23 protein-coding genes are annotated in these 19459 nt (G+C 64.2%); 7 read left to right on the top strand and 16 right to left on the bottom strand.

Translation table 11 applies throughout. The annotated features are described in order from the left end of the window. Positions 1-98 precede the first annotated feature (98 nt). From purH to tyrS, 7 genes are all read right to left on the bottom strand, one after another. Entirely contained in the window at positions 99-1685 is a 1587-nt protein-coding gene (purH, locus tag ABIB42_RS07345) for a bifunctional phosphoribosylaminoimidazolecarboxamide formyltransferase/IMP cyclohydrolase (RefSeq protein ID WP_429248153.1), read from the bottom strand. Positions 1686-1780: 95 nt separating this feature from the next. Next, entirely contained in the window at positions 1781-2014 is a 234-nt protein-coding gene (locus ABIB42_RS07340; protein ID WP_005667930.1) for a helix-turn-helix domain-containing protein, read from the bottom strand. Between the two features lie 97 nt (positions 2015-2111). Next, positions 2112-3137 carry a tRNA dihydrouridine synthase DusB gene (dusB, locus tag ABIB42_RS07335; RefSeq protein ID WP_429248152.1) on the bottom strand — a complete coding sequence of 342 codons (1026 nt, stop codon included), beginning with the start codon at positions 3135-3137 and terminating at the stop codon, positions 2112-2114. A 149-nt stretch (positions 3138-3286) separates the two neighbouring features. After that, positions 3287-3973, bottom strand: a complete 687-nt coding sequence (locus tag ABIB42_RS07330) for a histidine phosphatase family protein (protein ID WP_005667926.1) — start codon at positions 3971-3973, stop codon at positions 3287-3289. Between the two features lie 38 nt (positions 3974-4011). After that, on the bottom strand, positions 4012-4677 hold the full coding sequence (locus ABIB42_RS07325; protein WP_005667924.1) for a YbhB/YbcL family Raf kinase inhibitor-like protein: 666 nt from the start codon (positions 4675-4677) through the stop codon (positions 4012-4014). Positions 4678-4724: 47 nt separating this feature from the next. Beyond that, on the bottom strand, positions 4725-5183 hold the full coding sequence (gene dtd, locus ABIB42_RS07320; protein ID WP_005667923.1) for a D-aminoacyl-tRNA deacylase: 459 nt from the start codon (positions 5181-5183) through the stop codon (positions 4725-4727). Next, positions 5180-6439, bottom strand: a complete 1260-nt coding sequence (gene tyrS, locus ABIB42_RS07315; protein WP_071360435.1) for a tyrosine--tRNA ligase — start codon at positions 6437-6439, stop codon at positions 5180-5182. Before tyrS ends, dtd begins: the two co-directional genes overlap by 4 nt. A gap of 148 nt (positions 6440-6587) precedes the next feature. Between tyrS and ABIB42_RS07310 the strand changes: the two genes are divergently transcribed. Together ABIB42_RS07310 and ABIB42_RS07305 are read left to right on the top strand one after the other, a co-directional pair. After that, positions 6588-7952: a M23 family metallopeptidase gene (locus tag ABIB42_RS07310; RefSeq protein WP_219862547.1), complete on the top strand. Its 1365-nt coding sequence runs from the start codon at positions 6588-6590 to the stop codon at positions 7950-7952. A 105-nt stretch (positions 7953-8057) separates the two neighbouring features. Continuing rightward, positions 8058-9155: an anhydro-N-acetylmuramic acid kinase gene (locus ABIB42_RS07305; protein WP_429248151.1), complete on the top strand. Its 1098-nt coding sequence runs from the start codon at positions 8058-8060 to the stop codon at positions 9153-9155. 3 nt (positions 9156-9158) lie between these two features. Here ABIB42_RS07305 and ABIB42_RS07300 read toward each other — a convergent pair whose 3' ends face one another. The 7 genes from ABIB42_RS07300 to rplM all read right to left on the bottom strand — a co-directional run bounded on the left by ABIB42_RS07300 (position 9159) and on the right by rplM (position 12952). Continuing rightward, on the bottom strand, positions 9159-9425 hold the full coding sequence (locus ABIB42_RS07300) for a hypothetical protein (protein ID WP_005667915.1): 267 nt from the start codon (positions 9423-9425) through the stop codon (positions 9159-9161). A 35-nt stretch (positions 9426-9460) separates the two neighbouring features. Beyond that, positions 9461-9688, bottom strand: coding sequence for a hypothetical protein (locus ABIB42_RS07295; protein ID WP_005667913.1), 228 nt, complete (start codon positions 9686-9688; stop codon positions 9461-9463). 127 nt (positions 9689-9815) lie between these two features. After that, positions 9816-10184: an iron-sulfur cluster insertion protein ErpA gene (gene erpA, locus ABIB42_RS07290; RefSeq protein ID WP_005667912.1), complete on the bottom strand. Its 369-nt coding sequence runs from the start codon at positions 10182-10184 to the stop codon at positions 9816-9818. A 53-nt stretch (positions 10185-10237) separates the two neighbouring features. Next, a complete protein-coding gene (locus tag ABIB42_RS07285; RefSeq protein ID WP_005667909.1) occupies positions 10238-10639 on the bottom strand; it encodes a bactofilin family protein in 402 nt (133 codons plus the stop codon). 126 nt (positions 10640-10765) lie between these two features. Further along, on the bottom strand, positions 10766-11803 hold the full coding sequence (argC, locus tag ABIB42_RS07280; protein ID WP_071360439.1) for an N-acetyl-gamma-glutamyl-phosphate reductase: 1038 nt from the start codon (positions 11801-11803) through the stop codon (positions 10766-10768). Positions 11804-12121: 318 nt separating this feature from the next. Continuing rightward, positions 12122-12514 (bottom strand): 30S ribosomal protein S9, encoded by a 393-nt coding sequence (gene rpsI, locus ABIB42_RS07275; protein ID WP_005667904.1) that lies wholly within the window; start codon positions 12512-12514, stop codon positions 12122-12124. 9 nt (positions 12515-12523) lie between these two features. Further along, on the bottom strand, positions 12524-12952 hold the full coding sequence (gene rplM, locus ABIB42_RS07270) for a 50S ribosomal protein L13 (protein ID WP_005667902.1): 429 nt from the start codon (positions 12950-12952) through the stop codon (positions 12524-12526). Between the two features lie 270 nt (positions 12953-13222). On the opposite strand from rplM, the gene ABIB42_RS07265 reads away from it, so the two are divergent. The 4 genes from ABIB42_RS07265 to ABIB42_RS07250 all read left to right on the top strand — a co-directional run bounded on the left by ABIB42_RS07265 (position 13223) and on the right by ABIB42_RS07250 (position 17123). Continuing rightward, positions 13223-14674 (top strand): alpha/beta hydrolase, encoded by a 1452-nt coding sequence (locus ABIB42_RS07265; RefSeq protein WP_429248150.1) that lies wholly within the window; start codon positions 13223-13225, stop codon positions 14672-14674. Between the two features lie 13 nt (positions 14675-14687). Continuing rightward, the gene (locus ABIB42_RS07260; RefSeq protein ID WP_005667898.1) at positions 14688-15419 is read left to right on the top strand and encodes an ATP-binding cassette domain-containing protein; all 732 of its coding nucleotides are present in this window, start codon (positions 14688-14690) and stop codon (positions 15417-15419) included. Further along, positions 15416-16600 (top strand): ABC transporter permease, encoded by a 1185-nt coding sequence (locus tag ABIB42_RS07255; protein ID WP_005667896.1) that lies wholly within the window; start codon positions 15416-15418, stop codon positions 16598-16600. The genes ABIB42_RS07260 and ABIB42_RS07255 overlap by 4 nt, the downstream gene beginning before the upstream one ends. 100 nt (positions 16601-16700) lie before the next feature. Beyond that, positions 16701-17123 carry an OsmC family protein gene (locus tag ABIB42_RS07250; RefSeq protein ID WP_005667895.1) on the top strand — a complete coding sequence of 141 codons (423 nt, stop codon included), beginning with the start codon at positions 16701-16703 and terminating at the stop codon, positions 17121-17123. A 51-nt stretch (positions 17124-17174) separates the two neighbouring features. On the opposite strand, the gene coq7 is transcribed toward ABIB42_RS07250, so the two are convergent. Further along, positions 17175-17819, bottom strand: a complete 645-nt coding sequence (coq7, locus tag ABIB42_RS07245; protein ID WP_040777181.1) for a 2-polyprenyl-3-methyl-6-methoxy-1,4-benzoquinone monooxygenase — start codon at positions 17817-17819, stop codon at positions 17175-17177. A 34-nt stretch (positions 17820-17853) separates the two neighbouring features. Then, positions 17854-18330 carry a hypothetical protein gene (locus tag ABIB42_RS07240; protein WP_273163587.1) on the bottom strand — a complete coding sequence of 159 codons (477 nt, stop codon included), beginning with the start codon at positions 18328-18330 and terminating at the stop codon, positions 17854-17856. Positions 18331-18563: 233 nt separating this feature from the next. Here ABIB42_RS07240 and ABIB42_RS07235 point away from each other — a divergent pair, with 233 nt between their 5' ends. Further along, on the top strand, positions 18564-19457 hold the full coding sequence (locus tag ABIB42_RS07235; protein WP_273163589.1) for an ABC transporter ATP-binding protein: 894 nt from the start codon (positions 18564-18566) through the stop codon (positions 19455-19457). Positions 19458-19459: the final 2 nt, after the last annotated feature.

The following is a 19459-nucleotide window of genomic DNA, read 5'->3' as shown; positions in this document are numbered from 1 at the left end:
GGGGTGTTAGTGGGAAAAATACTGTGCAAAAACACAGGTTCACCACGGTTTGATCGCATCGGGCCGGCAAATTCCGCCGGCCCGATGGTGTTACCAGATCAGTGACGGAAGTGACGGGTGCCGGTGTACAGCATCACCACGCCGCGCTCGTCGGCCGCATCGATCACTTCCTGGTCGCGCATCGAGCCGCCCGGATGGATCACGCAGGTCGCGCCGGCATCGACCACCACGTCCAGGCCGTCGCGGAACGGGAAGAAGGCATCCGACGCCACGGCCGAACCGGTGAGCGACAGGCCGGCGTTCTGGGCCTTGATCGAGGCGATGCGGGCCGAGTCGATGCGGCTCATCTGGCCGGCGCCGACGCCCAGGGTCATGCCATTGGCGCAGAACACGATCGCGTTCGACTTGACGAACTTGGCCACGCGCCAGGCGAACATCATGTCTTGCAGCTGCTGCTGGGTCGGGTGCTTCTTGGTGACCACGCGCAGTTCGCCCAGGCCCACGTTTTTCGCATCCGGCGACTGCACCAGCAGGCCGCCGCCGACGCGCTTGACGTCATACGCGTTCTGGCCGGCGCCCAGCGCGATCTCCAGCAGGCGCACGTTCTGCTTGGCCGCCATGATCTGGCGCGCTTCTGCGGTGAACGATGGCGCGATCAGCACTTCGACGAACAGCTTGGCCAGCGCTTCGGCCGCCTTGCCGTCGACTTCGACGTTGAAGGCGATGATGCCGCCGAAGGCCGAGGTCGGGTCGGTCTGCAGCGCGCGCGAGTAGGCGTCCAGCGCATCGACGCCGATCGCCACGCCGCACGGGTTGGCGTGCTTGACGATCACGCAGCCGGCCGGCTGGCCGAGACCGCCCAGCGACTTGACGCATTCCCAGGCCGCATCCGCATCGGCGATATTGTTGTACGACAGTTCCTTGCCCTGCAGCTGGGTGTAGTTGGCCAGTGCGCCATCGACAGTGACCAGGTCGCGGTAGAAGGCGGCGCCCTGGTGCGGGTTCTCGCCGTAGCGCATGTCCTGGACTTTCTCGAAGCCCATGTTCAGGGTCTGCGGGAAGCTCGAACGGGTCGCGTGCGCGCGGTCTTCGCCCAGGCTGGTCAGGTAGTTGGTGATCGCGCCGTCGTACTGCGCGGTATGCGCGAACACTTTCTTGGCCAGGCGGAACTTGGTTTCATAGCTGACCGGGCCGGTGGCTTCACCCTGGCCCTTCATCTCGGCCAGCACCACACCATAGTCAAGCGGGTCGACGATCACGACCACGTCGCGGTGGTTCTTGGCCGCCGAACGCAGCATGGTCGGGCCGCCGATGTCGATGTTCTCGATTGCATCTTCCAGCGAGCACTCTTCCTTGGCGACGGTCTGCTGGAACGGGTACAGGTTGACCACGACCATGTCGATCTGCGGAATGCCGTGCTCTTCCAGCTTGGCGACGTGCTCAGGAAAATCGCGGCGCGCCAGGATGCCGCCGTGCACCTTCGGGTGCAGGGTCTTGACGCGGCCATCCAGCATTTCCGGGAAACCGGTGTAGTCGGCGACTTCGGTCACCGGCACGCCGTTATCCTGCAGCAGCTTGGCGGTGCCGCCGGTGGACAGGATGTTGACGCCGAGCGAAGAGAGCGCGCGCGCGAAATCGAGCACGCCGGTCTTGTCGGATACGGAAATGAGAGCTTGTTTGATCATGGTGTGGCCTATGGTTGAGAATTCCTGGCGGCGGGCAGGCGGATCGGGGATCCGGTCATGGCCGCGCGCCCGGTGCGCGGCCACGTGGGTCACGCTTAGAGCAGCCCGTGCTCCTGCAGTTTCTTGCGCAAAGTGTTCCGGTTAATGCCCAGCATCTGTGCGGCGTGCGACTGGTTGCCGTCGGCACGCGACATGACGACTTCGAGGACGGGCTTTTCGACGGTCAACACCATCATGTCGTAGATGTTGGTCGGCTTTTGTTCGCCCAGATCGTTGAAATAGTCTTCGAGACTCTTCTGGACGACTTCCTGGATACTTTCTTTGCTCATGTCTTCTGCTGCTTCATCCTGGTTTAATGATTGCTCCGCTCTCGCGAAGCGCGTCCCCGTGTTCTTGTTCTGGTTTGCTGCGTGCTGCCGGACTTGCCTATGCCGCGATCGCGTCGAGGCCAGGATGCGCGGGGCGGTATTGTAACCGCTCGCCATGCCTGTGCTGCGATTTGAAAAACTCATCGACCGCCGCCAGTTGCTCGACCGTCGATTCAAGCAAGTTCATGCGCTGCCGGAATTCCTCGCCGCCCGGCAGGTCTTGTACATACCAGCCGATGTGCTTGCGCGCGGTGCGCACGCCGACGTATTCGCCGTAGAAGGCGTAATGGGCCGGCAAGTGCTCGTTCATCAATTCGCGCACTTCGTCCACCAGCGGCGCCGGCAGGTGTTCGCCGGTGCGCAGGTAGTGGTCGATCTCGCGGCAGATCCAGGGACGGCCCTGGGCCGCGCGGCCGATCATGACCGCATCGGCGCCGGTATGGTCGAGCACGAACTTCGCCTTCTCGGGCGTCGTGATGTCGCCATTGGCCACCAGCGGGATGCTCACCGCCTGCTTCACGGCGCGGATGGTGTCGTATTCGGCCTCGCCCTTGTAGCCGTCGGCGCGGGTGCGGCCGTGCAGGGTCAGCATCTGGATGCCGGCCTGCTCGGCCAGGCGCGCAATGCGTAGCGCGTTCTTGTTTTGGCGATCCCAGCCGGTGCGGAACTTCAGGGTGACCGGCACGTCGACCGCCTCGACCACGGCGTGCAGGATGCGCTCGACCAGGTCTTCGTGCTGCAACAGGGCCGAACCGCACCAGCTATTGCACACCTTCTTGACCGGGCACCCCATATTGATGTCGATGATCTGGGCGCCGCGCTCGACGTTGAACTTCGCGCAATCGGCGAGGTCTTTAGGATCGGCGCCGGCGATCTGCACCGCCTTCGGCTCCATCTCGCCCGCGTGGTCGATGCGGCGCGAGGTCTTCTCGCTGGCCCACAGGCGCGGGTTCGACGCCGCCATTTCGGACACCGCATAGCCCGCGCCGAGCTGCTTGCACAGCTGCCGGAACGGACGGTCCGTCACTCCGGCCATGGGGGCGACAAAGACGTTATTACGCAGGTGATATGGACCGATTTGCACAGCAGAAAAACTCAGAAGTTTCTTGGGAACCTGCTATTTTACCCCAAGCGCTGCTCAAATTATCAGCAAAATTAATGTGATTGTTGCGTGTGCGATATTGGCAGGCCGAAGAAACAGGCGTTGTCGCGCCTGTTTTACGCGCTTGGCTGTCAGGGCAAGTCGTCCAGCGCCGTCTGGCGCAAGTGACCAATTTCACCCCAGCTGACCAGTGTCAAGCAGCCCTGCTCGACCACGAAACGGTTGATGCTGGCGTTGTGCACCTTGAAGTCGCGCGGCGTTTCCAGCGGCAGGCCGAGAGCCGCCCGGTAGGCGCACTCGAGCACACCGCCGTGCGCCACCAGCGCCAGGGTCTGGCCGGGGTGGCGCGCCGCATGGCCCAGGATCGCCTTCGTGGCGCGCTCGTAGAAGCTGCGGAAAGTTTCACCCTGATTCTTACCCGGTGGCAGGACCGCATCGACGTTGCGCGCCTGCCAGGCGGCGAACTCGAGCGGAAAGCGGGCCGCGATTTCGCTGTAGAGCAAGCCTTCGAAGCCGCCGTAGCAGCGTTCGCGCAGCTGGGGGTCGCGCTGCGGACCCGGGCGATCGATCCCGTGCGGGCCGCGGGCGCGCACGATCGCCTCGGCCGTCTGCCGCGCACGCGCCAGGTCGCTCGACACGACCAGGTCGATGCGTTCGCCGGCCAGCGCCGCGCCGAGCGCCGCGGCCTGGCGCTCGCCTTCGGCATTGAGTGCGATATCGAGATGGCCCTGCAGCCGGCGCTCGGCATTCCAGGCGGTTTCGCCGTGGCGGATCAGGAGGATGGTGGTGGCGCCCGCGGGCGTTGCGTTCTGGGTCATGAGGTTCTTGCACCCGAACCTCGGGGCAGCGAAATGATTTATTTGGACAGGTCGGCCACGATGCGCGGATTGAGCGAGTACGTGCCGAAGATACGCGCTTCGTCCAGGATATGCCCCTGGATCGCCATGCGCGCCTCGTGGCCTGTGAACCGCCCCTCCAGCGGCAGGCGCGGGATGTCGAGCGCATACAGCGTAAACACATAATGGTGCACGCGCTCGTCGTTCCATGGCGGGCACGGGCCGTCATAGCCGTAGAACTCGCCCGCCATGTCGGGGTCGCCCGCGAACCAGCCGGTATAGTCGTTGACGCCGTGGCGCAGCTGGTGTTCGGTGCCGTTCTTGACGGTGAAGGCGACTTCGGGACCGGGCTTTCCATGCGGCGTGACCATATCGGAAAACATGCCTTCGGCCAGCGACTTGAGGCAGACCGGGATGTCGGCCAGCGTCCAGTGGAAAAAATCGACGCGCGGCAAGGCGGCCGGTACGGTACGGCCTTCCTTGTTGACGTCGCCGCCTTCGGACGGCACGTCGGGATCGTGGCAGATCAGTACCAGCGACTGCGTGCCGGCCGGCACGTCGTCCCAGGCGATATGGGGATTGCGGTTGCTCGACAGCTTGACGTGGGCATCAGGATCGCTGACCGCGAACGCGTAAGCGGCGGGGATGTCGGCCCCATCGGTGAATGAATCGCTCCAGATTCGCATATGACCTCCCTGGCTACTAAATTTGACCTTGGCGCCAGGCGCGGGTTTCAGCGCGCCGCCCCGACGGGATCAATACGCAGCCAGAATGTGACCGGGCCATCGTTGATGAGTGACACTTTCATGTCGGCACCAAATACGCCGGTCTCGACAATGCCATGGCGCTCGCGCGCCTGGCGCACGACATGCTCGAACAGGCGCCGTCCGTCTTCCGGCGCGGCGGCCGGCGAGAACGAAGGACGCGTGCCCGATTTCGTATCGGCCGCCAGGGTGAACTGCGGCACCAGCAGCAGGCCGCCGCCAGTGTCCGTCACGCTGCGATTCATCTTGCCGGCCTCGTCGGAAAACACGCGGTACCCCAGCAGCTTGGTCAGCAGCAGGTCGGCCTCGCGTTCGGTATCGCCCTTTTCGGCGCACACCAACACCATCAGGCCGGGCCCGATGGCGCCGACGGTCTGGCCGTCGACGCGCACCGCCGCTTCGCTCACGCGTTGCAGCAGGCCAATCATGCGAGCGTGACGCGGGCGAACTTGCGCTTGCCGACTTGCACCACGACGGTGCCGGCAGCCACTTGCAGCCCCTTGTCGCTGACCACGGCGCCGTCGATGCGCACGCCGCCCTGGTCGACCATGCGCATGGCTTCCGAGGTCGAGGCGCACAGGCCGGCGGCCTTCAGCAGTTGCGGCAGGCCCAGCGGAGCGCCGGACAGCGACACTTCCGGCACGTCGTCCGGAATGCCGCCCTTGGAGCGGTTGACGAAGTCGGCCAGCGCGTCGTCGGCCGCAGCGGCCGAGTGGAAGCGCGTGACGATTTCCTTGCCCAGCGCCACTTTCGCATCGCGCGGATTGGCGCCGCCGTCGATCGTCGCCTTCAATTGCGCGATGTCGTCGAGCGAGCGGAACGACAGCAAGTTGAAGTACTTCCACATCATCTCGTCCGAGATGCTCATCAGTTTGCCGAACATGCTGTTCGGCGCTTCGGTGATGCCAATATAGTTGTTCTTGGACTTGGACATCTTGTCGACGCCGTCCAGGCCTTCCAGCAGCGGCATGGTCAGGATGCACTGCGGCTCCTGGCCGTAGTCCTTCTGCAGCTCGCGGCCAACCAGCAAGTTGAATTTCTGGTCCGTTCCACCCAGCTCAAGGTCTGACTGCAAAGCGACCGAATCGTAGCCCTGCATCAGCGGATAGAGGAACTCATGCACGGCGATCGGAGTCCCACTCTTGTAGCGCTTGGTAAAGTCGTCGCGCTCCATCATGCGGGCCACGGTGTATCGCGAGGCGAGCTGGATCATGCCGCGCGCGCCCAAAGGATCGCACCATTCGGAGTTGTAGCGGATTTCCGTACGGCTGGCGTCCAGCACCAGCGAGGCCTGGCGGAAATACGTCATCGCGTTTTCCTCGACCTGCTCGCGGGTCAGCGGCGGACGGGTGGCGTTGCGGCCCGACGGGTCGCCAATCATGGAAGTGAAGTCGCCGATCAAAAAGATCACCTGGTGACCCAGGTCTTGCAATTGACGCAATTTATTCAGTACGACAGTGTGGCCGAGATGCAAATCCGGGGCCGTCGGATCCAGCCCCAGCTTGATGCGCAGCGGCTTGCCGGTCTGCTCCGAGCGCGCCAGTTTTTGCGCAAAATCGCTCTCGATCAACAGTTCGTCGACGCCGCGCTTGGCGATCGCGAGGGACTCAAGGACCTTGTCAGTCAGTGGCAAAGCATTAATGGAAGTTGCCGGAGTGCTAGCACCAGCTGCATTTGAGGTCATAAAATTCGTGTAGGAAATTGGCTAAAACGGTTGTAGGACCACTTCTTTTGGTATAATTCACGATCCTGTTTTCGTTTCCTAGAGAAAACTTTTTCGGAAACGCAATACATGGCCCTTGAAAGTTCAGCCGCAAATTTTAACTGATTGCATGAACCCTATACAGAAAATCACTGGTAAAAGCCTGCTAGCGCTGCTGCCGAAGACCCGCAAAGCCCGCGTCCTGAGCGCCGGCGCCGTCTTCCTGAGCGTGTGCGCCTTTGGCGCCGTGGGCGTTGCACCGATCGCTCCCGATCCCTCCGACCTGCCCGTCACCTCCGTTGCGCAAGACCTGGAACTGCCGAACCTGGCCGACCAGATCGCCGCGCTCCAGCAAGACGAGCAGCAATTCATCCACGAAGAACGCATCCGCCGCGGCGATTCGCTCGGCTCGCTCTTCACCCGCCTCGGCATCGAAGACGCGCAAGCGCAAAAGTTCGTTCGCTCCGACAAGCTCGCAAAGCGCCTGCTGTCGCTCCAGACCGGCAAGCGCATCCAGGCCGAGACCGACGAGAACGGCCTGCTGCTGTCGATGCGCGCCACCGTCAGCGACGGCAAGAGCGGCGAAGCACGCACGATCACCGTGCAGCGCAAGGGCGAGGAATTCGTCGCCCTCGAGGCGCCGGCCAAGCTCGAGCGCCGCGTCGAGATGCGTTCGCGCGAAATCACCAGCTCGCTGTACGCGGCCACCGACGCCAACGTCGACGGCGGCAGCATCCCGGATTCGATCGTTGGCCAGATTATCGAGATGTTCTCGACCAATATCGACTTCCGCAGCGACGTCAAGCGCGGCGACCGTTTCAATGTCGTGTACGAAACCTTCTGGCTCGACGGCGAACTGATCAAGACCGGCCGCATCCTGGCCGGCGAATTCGTCAACCGCGGCACCAGCTACCAGTCGGTGTGGTACGAAGATCCGGTCTCCAAGCAGGGTGGTTACTACTCGCTGGACGGCAAGTCGCTCAAGAAAGCCTTCCTCAAGTCGCCACTGCAATACTCGCGCGTCTCGTCGGGCTTCTCGATGCGCGTGCACCCGATCTCGGGCAAGTTCAAGGCGCATAAAGGCGTCGACTTCGCCGCCGCCACCGGCACCCCGATCCGCGCCGTGGCCGACGCCACCGTCGATTTCGCGGGCAACGGCAATGGCTACGGCAATATGGTCGTCCTGAAGCACTGGTCGAACTACAGCACCGCCTACGCCCACATGAGCCGCATCGCGCCAGGCATGCGCAAGGGCGCCAAGATCAGCCAGGGCCAGGTGATCGGCTACGTCGGCTCGACCGGCTGGTCGACCGGCCCGCACCTGCACTACGAATTCCGCGTCGCAGGCGTGGCCAAGGACCCGAACAAGTTCAAGTCGCTGGCCCAGCAACCGCTGAACCAGGCCGAACTGGCACGCTTCCGCATGGCAGCCGCCGAGATGAACCACCGCTTCTCGCTGATGGCGCCAAGCGGCTCGTCGATGGCAGCCCGCTAAGCCGCACCGTCCTGTATAAAAACGCCCTCCTCGCATTTCGATGCCGGAGGGCGTTTTCTTTTGTATGCTTGCTGGCCTCTATAGGCACCTGAACCCGATACAACAATGACCGAGACACCTTCCCTCTACATCGGCCTGATGTCCGGCACCAGCCTCGACGGCGTCGACGGCGTGCTGGCCGACTTCAGCAATGGCGCCATCCAGACCGTGGCCGCCGCCTTCACGCCTTTCCCCGCCGCATTGCGCAGCGAATTGATGGCCCTGCAGGCCGCCAGCGACAACGAGCTGGAGCGCGAGGCGCTGGCCGCCAACGGCCTGGCCCTGGCCTACGCCGACTGCGTGCGCGCACTGCTGCCATCCAGCCCCGGCCCGGTGGCCGCCGTCGCCGTCCACGGCCAGACCATCCGCCACCGCCCCGAGCTGGGTTTTACGCGCCAGACCAATAACCCGGCCCTGCTGGCCGAGCTGATCGGCATCGACGTGATCGCCGACTTCCGCAGCCGCGACGTCGCCGCCGGCGGCCAGGGCGCGCCGCTGGTGCCGGCCTTCCACGAGGCCGCCTTTGGCAAGCCGGGCACGGCGCGCGTGGTGGTCAACATCGGCGGCATCGGCAATATCAGCGTGCTGCACGGCGACGGCCGCGTGACCGGTTTCGATACCGGTCCGGGCAATGTCTTGCTCGACCTGTGGATCGCGCGCCACCTGGGGCGCGCCTATGACGAGGATGGCGCCTGGGGTGCGACCGGCACTGTCCACCAGCCGCTGCTGGACGCCCTGCTCGACGAACCGTATTTCCGCCAGCCGGCGCCCAAGAGCACCGGACGCGACCTGTTCCATGCGCCATGGCTCGATGCCAATCTCTCGCCCTTCGGCAATCTCGCGTCGGCCGACGTGCAGGCAACCCTGGTGCAATTGACGGCGGTGACGATCGCGCGCGCGATCATCGAGGAAGGCGTGACGCCGGATGCGGTGTACGTCTGCGGCGGCGGCGCCTACAACGGCGCCCTGCTGCGCGCCATTGGCGCCGGGCTGGGCGGCGTGAAAGTGGCCTCGACGGCGGAACTGGGCGTGGCGCCGAACCGGGTCGAGGCGCTGGCCTTCGCCTGGCTGGGCTGGCGTTTCGCCAACCGCGAACCGGGCAACCTGGCGGCGGTCACCGGCGCGCGCGGTCCGCGCATCCTGGGCGCCTTGTATCCAGCCTGAAACTCAGGCGGCCAGGCCTTTTTGCAGCAACTGCGCCACCAGCTCGTTCAGGTCGACGCCCTGCTCCTTGCTCTGCGCCTGCAGCTGCTTGACCAGGTCGCCATTGAGCTTGACGGCGAACGGCACCAGCCCCAGCGCACGGTCGCGCTCGCGTTGTTCGCGGCGGTCCGCTGCCGGCGCATCCCCGGGCTTGCCGACGACGGCGCCCTTGGGGCCCATCTTGTTCATCAGCTTCTTCGCATCGAATTTCGCGAGCTCGTTCTTGTTCATTGCTTACCTTGCTATTGGATTGATAGGTTGCGGCGTCAGTCGAAACGCTTGAGCCGCTGGCCGAGGATGCCCCACTGGCACGGCGCGCCATCGACCACGCCGCACAACGCCCAGCCGGTGCCGATTTTTTCCACCGTGACCTCGCTCTCGATTTCCCGGGCCAGCTTCTCGGCCCAGCCTTTGGCGGCGCCCTGCCCCTTGAACAATTCCTTGCCCTCATAGATGACGGTGGCGTCGAACACGGGCATCGCGAATACGGTCATGGCTATCTCTGTCTCAAAAAAGCGTCATGCTACCACTGCAGGTCGGCTGCATAGATAGCAAATACAAACGGCCCGCAGGAGCGGGCCGTCGATGATCCAGACCGCGGTCTGGATGGGCAGGCAACGATTACGCCGAGAACGACGAACCGCAGCCGCAGGTCGAGGTGGCGTTCGGATTCTTGATCACGAACTGGGCGCCTTCGAGGTCGTCCTTGTAGTCGATCTCGGCGCCGACCAGGTACTGGTAGCTCATCGAGTCGATCAGCAGCTGGACGCCGTTCTTTTCCATCGTCGTGTCGTCTTCATTGACGATCTCGTCGAAGGTGAAACCATATTGGAAGCCCGAGCAGCCACCGCCCTGCACGAAGACGCGCAGCTTGAGGTCGGGGTTGCCTTCTTCTTCGATCAGCTGAGCAACTTTCTGAGCGGCGCTGTCGGTGAAGTTGATTGGTACGGGAATCGTGTCGAAATCTTGCACTTCGGCGACTGCGGTCATGGGAAAGCTCCTGAATAAATCAAACACCGTCCATTATAGACGGTTGGCGGAAGTCATGCTGCCGAGCCTTCGACGGCGTCGGCTAGATGAAACACCGGCTCGCTGGCGGGTTGGTGCGTCAATTTACCTGTTACCAACGCCCCACCGTGCATCTCGAGCAAACGGTAGTGTACATCCCCATTAATGCGGCCTTTCGGCTGTAATTCAAGGAGTTCCGACGAGTAAACCGCGCCGGCGATATAACCATTGACCACCAGGCTGGCGCAGCGCACCTCGCCTTCGATCCGCGCGTGCTCCGACACGATCAGCATGCTGTCGGCGCCATCCACCGCCACCACATTGCCATGGACTTCGCCGTCGATGCGCAGTCCGCCGGTGAAACACAGGTCCCCTTCGATGCGGGCCGAAATTCCGACCAGGCTGTCTATTTCGCTTTTTACTTGTCGACCGAACATGACGCACCTCTGAGGAAAATTGACCGTTGGAGTGGGTGTATCCAACAGTCAATTTACCCGGCTCAAAGGTCGTCGCTTTGATCTGCGTCGGGTCGCAGATCAAGGGTGACGATTATGGCAACAGCGTTATGGCAACAGCGCGATCTGCTGCAGGCCCTTCGACTCTTGCAGGCCGAACATCAGGTTCATGCACTGCACGGCCTGGCCCGACGCGCCCTTGACCAGGTTGTCCTGCACCACCAGGATCACGACGGTATCCGTGCCTTCCGGACGGTGCAGCGCCAGGCGCAGCATGTTCGAGCCGCGGGTCGAGCGCGTTTCCGGGTGCGAGCCGAACGGCATGACGTCGACGAATTCGCTGTCCTTGTATTGTTCTTCGAACAGCGCCTGCAGGGCGGCGTTGTCGATTTCCTTCGTCAGGCGCGCGTACAGGGTCGCGTGCATGCCGCGGATCATCGGCACCAGGTGCGGGGTGAAGATCAGGCCGACCTTCTGGTCGGTATAGCGCGCCAGCTGGGCCGAGGTTTCCGGGGTGTGGCGGTGGCCATGCACGCCGTAGGCCTTGAAGTTGTCGCTCGACTCCGAGAACAGCGTGCCGATCTCGGCCTTGCGGCCGGCGCCGGAGACGCCCGACTTGCAGTCGGCGATCAGGCTGCCGGCGTCGATCAGGCCGGCCTTGAGCAGCGGATAGAAGCCCAGCTGCATCGTGGTCGGATAGCAACCCGGATTGGCGATCAGGCGTGCGCCCTTGATATCGTCGCGGTTCAGTTCCGGCAAGCCATAGACGGCTTCATCCAGCAGCTCGGGCGCGGTGTGCTCGATCTTGTACCATTTTTCGAAGACGGCGCGGTCCTTGATGCGGAAGTCCGCCGCCAGGTCGATCACCTTGACGCCGGCCGCCAGCAGCTCGGGCGCCTGGGCCATCGCCACGCCGTGCGGGGTGGCGAAAAACACCACGTCGCACTGCTTCAGATCGGCCTTGTCCGGGCTCGAGAAGGCGATATCGACGCGACCGCGCAGCGAAGGAAACATATCGGCCACCGGCAGGCCGTCTTCCTTGCGCGAGGTGATCGCGGTCAGTTGCACATCCGGATGAACGGCCAACAGCCGCAGCAATTCCACGCCCGTGTATCCGGTTCCGCCGACGATGCCAACTTTAATCATATCTGTTCCTTCAATAATGGTAAAAAGGCCCTTTCCCAGGACGAGGCTGCATTTTAACAGCCTGTGTATGCGGGCGTTGTACCTGTCCCGAGCCTGTCTCAGTAGGCGGGGGGAAGCTGATGGCGATGCATGGCAAGCGTGGACAAGGCGCGAGGAGGCCGCATGGCGCGCCATGCAACGACGAGCAACGCAGCCCACGCTTGTCAGGCGCGCCAGCAGCGACTCCCGCCTACTGAGACAGGCTCATGCAAAAAAGCCGCCCAACCTTGCGGCGGACGGCTTTTCTGAACCAGTGCCCGAAGGCACTGAGGAAGACAATTAACGCTTCGAGAATTGCTTTGCGCGACGTGCTTTGCGCAGACCAACTTTCTTACGCTCGACTTCACGGGCGTCACGGGTGACGAAACCGGCACGTGCCAGGTCGCCCTTGAGGCCTGCGTCGTAGTCGATCAGTGCGCGGGTGATGCCGTGACGGACGGCGCCAGCCTGGCCCGATTCGCCACCGCCGTGCACGTTGACCTTGATGTCGAAACGCTCGACGTTGCCGGTCAGTTCCAGCGGCTGACGGATCACCATCAGGCCGGTTTCACGCGAGAAGTATTCCGATGCCGGCTTACCATTCACGATGATCTGGCCGGTGCCAGCTTTGATGAACACGCGAGCGACTGCACTCTTGCGACGGCCGGTGCCGTAGTTGTAGTTACCGATCATGTCAGTTCCTTAGAGGGTCAGTGCTTGTGGTTGCTGAGCAGCGTGCGGGTGGGTGCCTTCCGCGTACACTTTCAGCTTCTTGATCATGGCGTAGCCGAGTGGGCCCTTAGGCAGCATGCCCTTGACAGCCTTCTCGAGTGCGCGGCCTGGGAAACGCTGTTGCATTTTCAGGAAGTTGGTTTCGTAGATACCGCCCGGGTAGCCCGAGTGACGGTAGTACGTTTTTGCGGTGGCCTTGGTGCCGGTCACGCGCAGTTTGCCGGCGTTGATCACGACGATGAAATCGCCGGTGTCGACGTGCGGGGTGAACTCTGGCTTGTGCTTGCCGCGCAGTCGGAGTGCCACTTCGCTGGCAACACGTCCGAGGACCAGGTCCGTCGCGTCGATGACAAACCAGTCGCGCTGGACTTCGTGGCCCTTAGCGGAAAAAGTTTTCATGTTTAATCCAAAAGAAAAAATTGCTCAAATGGTGGTTCCGCACAAGACTTCAGCGGACTCGTCCTTATTGTCTTTCCTGAGCAAACGGAAAGCCGGCAATCATACCCCGCCACCGCCTTGCCGTCAATCCTCATCCGCGTCGAGCGCAACGTCTCCACGCGCTTGCCTGCGGGCTGCTACCCGATACGCATGCCTTGATGCGTTGTTGAAACAATCGGTTGACCGGAGAAACAGCGCGAACTTATCATCGTTGCAACCTGAGGAGATGCTGTGAAGAGATCTAAGATTCTGCCCGCCATACTGTTCCTGCCACTCCTGGCGACGAGCCTTGCCAGCGCCCAGCCCGCTGCCAGCACGCCGGCGCCGGCGACGACCGAACGCAGCTGCCACCTGCCCGGCGTGGTCGAAGCGCTGCGCTGCGTGACCGTCGACGTGCCGCTCGATCATGCCAAGCCGCAATCCGGCACCCTCAAGCTGCACGTCACCGTCGCCCCGGCCTATCGCCAGGGCACGCGCGGCGACCCGCTGTTCGTGCTGGCGGGCGGCCCCGGCCAGGCCGGCAGCGACGTGCTGCCCCTGCTCAAGCTCGCCTTCGACCGGGTGCGCGCCACCCGCGACATCGTCTTCATCGACCAGCGCGGCACCGGCCGTTCGGGCAAGCTCGATTGCGAAAGCAAGCCGGAACACGAGCGCATGACGGACGACCAGCTGATGGCCGAGCTGCGCGCCTGCATCGCCAATAACAAGCAGCCGCTGGCCGCCTACACCACGGCGGCCGCCGCGCGCGACCTGGAGCAGGTGCGGCGCGCGCTGGGCTACCGCCAGGTGAACCTGTGGGGCGGCTCCTACGGCACCCGCCTGGGCCAGGCCTATGCGCGCGCTTATCCGGACAGCGTACGCAGCCTGGTGCTGGACGGCGTGGCCGCGCCCGACCAGGTGATCCCGGCCGGCGGGCGTGACGGCCAGGCGGCGCTGGACGGCCTGTTCGCCGCCTGCGCCAAAGATGCTGCTTGCAACAAAGCCTACCCGAACCTGCGCGCCGAGTTCGATGCGCTGGTTCAGAAGGTCGAGTCGGGCAATGTGCGCCTGTCGCTGCCGAATCCACGCACCGCCGAGCCGACCGAATTCACCATGAGTTCGCAGCGCTTCCTGGGCACCGTGCACAACATCCTGTATGCGCCGGCCGATGCGCGCCGCCTGCCCTTCCTGATCCACAGCGCCAGCCGTGGACGCTGGGAGCCTTTCGTCGCGCGCCAGAACCTGGCCGGCGACTTCGGCAACGACGCCAGCATGTCGATGCTGCTGCACTTCGCCGTGGTGTGCGCCGAAGACGTGCCGCGCTTCACGCCCGAACTGATGAAATCCGACGCCGCCGTGCTGGCGCGCCCGCTGGCCGAGATGATCCCCAAGCTGTGCCAGGACATCAAGGTGCCGGCGGTGCCGTATGTGCGGCCGGCGCGCATCGAGGCGCCGGCCCTGCTGCTCTCGGGCGCCCTCGATCCGGTCACGCCGCCGCACCGCGCGGAGGCGGCCGCGACATCGATGGCCCGGGCCCAGCACGTCGTGGTGGCCAATGCCGGCCACGGCGTGTCGCAGCTCGGCTGCGCGCCGCGCCTGCTGCGCGCCTTCCTCGACCGGCCGCAAGACAAACTCGACGCCGCCTGCATGGCCGAGGTGCCGGCCCCCACCTTCCAGCTCGGCAGCGCCGGGCCGCAACCTTGAATCTGGGAACCCCATGATCGAAGTCCACGATGTACGCAAGCAGTTCGGCGCCGTCCAGGCGCTGGGCGGCGTTTCCTTCACCGCGCGCGACGGCCAGATCACCGCGCTGCTGGGCCCCAACGGCGCCGGCAAGACCACCCTGCTGCGCACCCTGGTCGGCCTCCTCCGGCGCGACCATGGCACCATCTCGATCGGCGGCGTCGACCCCGAGCGGGATCCGATGGCGGTGCGCCGCAATATCGGCTTCCTGACCGACCAGTTCGGGCTGTACGAGCGCCTCACCACGCGCGAATACCTGAACTACTTCGGCGAATTGAACGGCATGGACGGCGCCGCGCTGCGCGCCCGCATCGTCGAGGTGTCGGAACTGCTCGGGATGGACGACATCCTCGAGCGCCAGACCAAGGGCTTCTCGCAGGGCCAGCGCATCAAGGTGGCGCTGGCGCGCACCCTGCTGCACCGCCCGCGCCACCTGCTGCTGGATGAACCGAGCCGCGGCCTGGACGTGATGAGCACGCGCGCGCTGCGCACCGCGCTGAACGCCCTGCGCGAGGATGGCTGCTGCGTGATCATGGCCACCCACGTGATGCAGGAAGTGGTCCACCTGTGCGAGGACGTGATCGTCATCGCCAAGGGCCATACCGTGGCCCAGGGCTCGCCACAAGAACTGTGCCGGCGCACCGGCATCGCCGACCTGGAAGACGCGTTCGTCAGCCTGGTGGGCACCGAGGAAGGTATCGCATGAAGTCCAAACTCAAGGTCGTATTCCTCAAGGAGCTGCGCGAAACGCTGCGCGACCGGCGCACCTTCGGCTTCCTGGTGCTGGCGGTGCTGTTCTATCCGGCGATCCTCGGCGTCACGCTGCACCAGCTGATCGACAAGAGCACCAAGACCGAGCGCGAAGGCATCCACCTGACCGTGATCGGCGGGGCCAAGGCCCCGACCCTGATCTCCCAGCTGCGCGAACGCAGCGTGACGATCAACGAATCCGGGCCCATGACCGAGGAAGCGATCGGCGAACTTTTGCATGGCAAGAAGATCTCGGCCGTGCTGCGCCTGTCGGACGACTTCATCGACAACTACCACTCGATGCGGCCCGCGCGCATCGAGTTGTGGTTCGATTCGTCGACCGAAAGCGGCCCGCAGCGGCGCGAGCTCGAAGAGATCCTGCAGGCCTACGGCAGCAATATCGCCAGCGCGCGCCTGCTGGCGCACGGCGTGTCCCCGGCCACGCTGGCGCCGATCCAGCTGCAGCGCTACGACACCGGCACCAATGCCTCGCGCTCGGCCATGGTCATCGGCGGCCTGATCGGCTTCCTGTTCTTCCCGGCCTTCCTGCTGAACATGTCGTCGGCAGTCGACAGCACCGCCGGCGAACGCGAACGGCGCTCGCTGGAAGTGCTGATGGCGCAGCCGGCGCACAGCTGGGAGCTGGTGGGCGGCAAGTGGCTCGCTTCCAGCGTGCTGGCCCTGCTGGGCGTCACCGTGGTGCTGATGCTGGGCCACGCGATCCTGCGCTGGCTGCCGCTGGAAGAAATCGGCATGTCGTGGAACCTGGGCTGGGGCGAGCTGCTGCTGGTGTGCGTGGCGACGATGCCGCTGGCGCTGTTGTCCTCGGCCCTGTACGTCGCCATGGCGATGAACGCCAAGACCTTCAAGGAAGCCCAGACCACGGTCAGCCTGGTGATGATCCTGCCGCTGCTGCCTGGCTTCGTGGTCTCGTTCATGGAACTCAAGACCGCGCAATGGATGTACCTGATGCCGATGCTGTCGAACCAGACCCTGATCAAGGAGCTGGCCAAGAGCGGCGACATCGGCTTCGCGCCGTTCGTGCTGACCTTCCTTTGTTCGCTGGTCCCGGCGCTGTTGATCGTCGCCTTTGCCAGCTGGCGCATGAAGAGCGAGAAGTACGTGCTGGGTGTTTGATGCGGGGCGTGTGAGCCTGAGGCAGCAGCCGCCTGCGCGCGGCCGGCGGCTGCCGTACAATCGACGTCCTTATCGACGCATCAGCAACACGGAGAATCGCATGGAAGTGAAAGTCAGCTGGAACGGCCCGTCGGGCATGAGTTTCCGGGCCGAGACCGGCAGCGGCCACATGGTGGCCATGGATGGCGCGCCGGAGGGCGGCGGCCATAACCTGGCGCCGCGCCCGATGGAAATGGTGTTGGTGGGCACCGGCGGCTGCACCGCCTATGACGTGGTCCTGATCCTCAAGCGCAGCCGCGAGGACGTGCGCGGCTGCGACGTGACCCTGCAGGCCGAACGCGCCGACGTTGATCCCAAGGTGTTCACGAAGATTAACTTCCACTTCACGGTCAGCGGCCGCAACCTGAAGCAGGCGACGGTGGAACGCGCGGTCAAGCTGTCGCACGAGAAGTACTGCTCGGCGTCGATCATGCTGGCCAGGACGGCCGAGATCACGCACTCGTTCGAGATCGTGGAAGTGTAAGAACCACGCATACCACCCACATTGGCGGCGCCCGCCGCCAACGCCGTCACCTCAGATGCGGTAAGCGGTGGTGGTCATCACCTTCGCCATCGCCCGCATCGCCACCTTGACCGGCAACGGCAGCGACGCCGCGCCCGCGGATTGCGCCGCGTCGGCGTGCGCGATCTCGTCGATGCGCATCTGGTCGACGATGGCGCGCGACTTGGCGTCCTGCGCCGGCAGCAGCTCGAGGTGGCTGTTCAGGTGCGCCTCGACCTGGCGCTCGGTCTCGACCACGAAGCCCAGGCTGACCGGGTCGCCGATCCGCGCCGCCACGCTGCCCATCACGTAGGCGCCCGCATACCACAAGGGATTCAGCACGCTCGGTTGCGATCCGAGCTCGGTCAGGCGCTGCGCGCACCAGGCCAGGTGGTCTTCTTCTTCGCGCGCGGCGTGCTCGAACTGGGTGCGCACCTCTTGCGTATGGGCGAAGTTGGCCTGCGAATCGTAGAGCGCCTGCGCGCATACCTCGCCCACGTGATTCACCCGCATCAGGCCCGCGCTGTGACGGCGCTCGGCGTCGCTCAATTCGCCGTCGATGGCGTGCGCGCCCGGATTCGGGCGCGACATCGCCGCCACGCCGCCGACGACGCGCAAGGCCTTGTCGACGCCGACGATCAGTTGGTCCAGGGGGCTGATGAAACGGTTCGCAATCATGGTGTGCTCGATGTTCTGGTCGCTGAAGCGTTCATTATATGCCTTCGGCATGCGGCCCAGCGTGCGCCTGCTCTCCGGCGCCATCCTGCTGCGTTCCCTGTTCCTGTTTCTTGCGCGCGATCCAGTCGGCCAGCGGGCCCTCGGGCTCCAGCCCCGAGATGTTCTTGGCCACGCCCAGGTTCAACTCCAGCAGGAAGGGCAGCGACACCAGCGGCACGCCCGGGCAATGCCGCCTGAAGGCGTCCAGGAAGCGCGCCGACTCCACCGTCGGCATCACCTTCACGCCGCTCATGAACTGCAGCACGCTGGTGATGGTGTGGCCCTTGCCCAGCGTGTGATAGATGAAGCGGTTGTACTCGCGGTCGACCGTCTTGAAGTCGATCGCCTCCTTGGTCATCAGGCCGGCCAGGTAGACCAGTCCCAGCGCGACGCGGAACCAGTCGGTGGATTCGGCCCGGCTGCGCCCCTCGCGCATCAGGATCAAGAGCTTTTCTTGGGTGATGGAGTCCATGCAGCCATTATCCATGCTTTGCCCCGGCTTGCGCCGCACGCGGTCCTCTATTGCAAGAAATTTATCGAAAGAAAACCATCGTGCGTCCTGTCACCGGATAATGCGGTCTGGGTCCCTGTTTGGACCGTATGTCGCACCGCGCCCGCCGTGGCCGTGCCGATTGAATACAATGCCAGTGTGAAAAAGTGTTTGGCCTGGCGTAAATACGCGCGAGGCAGTAGCCAGGAGTCGTCATGCAATTGAAAATCCGCAATTTGTCCAAGACCTACGCCAACGGCGTGGTCGCGCTGGACCGTGTCACGCTCAACATCCCGGCCGGGATGTTCGGGCTGCTCGGCCCGAACGGCGCGGGCAAATCGACCTTGATGCGGATCCTGGCGACCTTGCAAGAGTGCGACTCCGGTTCGGTGTTCCTGGACGATATCGACGTGCTCGACGAAAAGGACGCGGTGCGCCGCATGCTCGGTTACCTGCCGCAGGATTTCGGCGTCTACCCGAAGGTGAGCGCTTACGAACTACTGGACCATTTCGCCCAACTGAAAGGCCTGTCGCACAAGGCGCGCCGGCGCGAAGTGGTCGAAGGCCTGTTGCAGCAAACGAATCTGTGGGAAGTGCGCGACCAGCGCCTGGGCACCTTCTCGGGCGGCATGCGCCAGCGCTTCGGCATCGCCCAGGCCCTGCTGGGCGACCCGCGCCTGATCATCGTCGACGAACCCACCGCCGGCCTCGATCCGCAGGAGCGGGTGCGCTTCCACAACCTGCTGTCGGACATCGGCGAAGAACGCACGGTGCTGCTGTCGACCCACATCGTGTCCGACGTGGCCGACCTGTGCGCCAATATGGCGATCATCAACAAGGGCCAGGTGCTGCTGTGCGGCGAGCCGCAAGAGCTGATCTACGGGATCGAGGACTTCATCTGGGCCCGTTTCGTCACCAAGGCCGAGCTGCCCGCTTACCAAGCGCGCTACAGCGTGATCTCGACCCGCCTGCTCAGCGGACGCACCCTGATCCATGTGTATTCCGAGGACGATCCGGGCGACGGCTTCGAGCCGGCGCGCGCCAGCCTGGAAGACGTGTATTTCGCCACCATCGCCGGCCGCCACAACCCGGCCGCCGGGAACTGCTGACC

The organism is Massilia sp. UYP32, assembly GCF_050434365.1.
Taxonomy (GTDB): domain Bacteria; phylum Pseudomonadota; class Gammaproteobacteria; order Burkholderiales; family Burkholderiaceae_D; genus Telluria; species Telluria timonae.
This window is presented reverse-complemented; position numbering and strand designations above follow the sequence as displayed.

Coding starts and splice junctions, on each gene's coding strand:
- purH (WP_429248153.1), bottom strand. CDS start 1,685: ATGATCAAACAAGCTCTCATTTCCGTATCCGACAAGACCGGCGTGCTC.
- ABIB42_RS07340 (WP_005667930.1), bottom strand. CDS start 2,014: ATGAGCAAAGAAAGTATCCAGGAAGTCGTCCAGAAGAGTCTCGAAGAC.
- ABIB42_RS07330 (WP_005667926.1), bottom strand. CDS start 3,973: ATGACCCAGAACGCAACGCCCGCGGGCGCCACCACCATCCTCCTGATC.
- ABIB42_RS07325 (WP_005667924.1), bottom strand. CDS start 4,677: ATGCGAATCTGGAGCGATTCATTCACCGATGGGGCCGACATCCCCGCC.
- dtd (WP_005667923.1), bottom strand. CDS start 5,183: ATGATTGGCCTGCTGCAACGCGTGAGCGAAGCGGCGGTGCGCGTCGAC.
- tyrS (WP_071360435.1), bottom strand. CDS start 6,439: ATGACCTCAAATGCAGCTGGTGCTAGCACTCCGGCAACTTCCATTAAT.
- ABIB42_RS07310 (WP_219862547.1), top strand. CDS start 6,588: ATGAACCCTATACAGAAAATCACTGGTAAAAGCCTGCTAGCGCTGCTG.
- ABIB42_RS07305 (WP_429248151.1), top strand. CDS start 8,058: ATGACCGAGACACCTTCCCTCTACATCGGCCTGATGTCCGGCACCAGC.
- ABIB42_RS07300 (WP_005667915.1), bottom strand. CDS start 9,425: ATGAACAAGAACGAGCTCGCGAAATTCGATGCGAAGAAGCTGATGAAC.
- ABIB42_RS07295 (WP_005667913.1), bottom strand. CDS start 9,688: ATGACCGTATTCGCGATGCCCGTGTTCGACGCCACCGTCATCTATGAG.
- erpA (WP_005667912.1), bottom strand. CDS start 10,184: ATGACCGCAGTCGCCGAAGTGCAAGATTTCGACACGATTCCCGTACCA.
- ABIB42_RS07285 (WP_005667909.1), bottom strand. CDS start 10,639: ATGTTCGGTCGACAAGTAAAAAGCGAAATAGACAGCCTGGTCGGAATT.
- argC (WP_071360439.1), bottom strand. CDS start 11,803: ATGATTAAAGTTGGCATCGTCGGCGGAACCGGATACACGGGCGTGGAA.
- rpsI (WP_005667904.1), bottom strand. CDS start 12,514: ATGATCGGTAACTACAACTACGGCACCGGCCGTCGCAAGAGTGCAGTC.
- rplM (WP_005667902.1), bottom strand. CDS start 12,952: ATGAAAACTTTTTCCGCTAAGGGCCACGAAGTCCAGCGCGACTGGTTT.
- ABIB42_RS07260 (WP_005667898.1), top strand. CDS start 14,688: ATGATCGAAGTCCACGATGTACGCAAGCAGTTCGGCGCCGTCCAGGCG.
- ABIB42_RS07255 (WP_005667896.1), top strand. CDS start 15,416: ATGAAGTCCAAACTCAAGGTCGTATTCCTCAAGGAGCTGCGCGAAACG.
- ABIB42_RS07250 (WP_005667895.1), top strand. CDS start 16,701: ATGGAAGTGAAAGTCAGCTGGAACGGCCCGTCGGGCATGAGTTTCCGG.
- coq7 (WP_040777181.1), bottom strand. CDS start 17,819: ATGATTGCGAACCGTTTCATCAGCCCCCTGGACCAACTGATCGTCGGC.
- ABIB42_RS07240 (WP_273163587.1), bottom strand. CDS start 18,330: ATGGACTCCATCACCCAAGAAAAGCTCTTGATCCTGATGCGCGAGGGG.
- ABIB42_RS07235 (WP_273163589.1), top strand. CDS start 18,564: ATGCAATTGAAAATCCGCAATTTGTCCAAGACCTACGCCAACGGCGTG.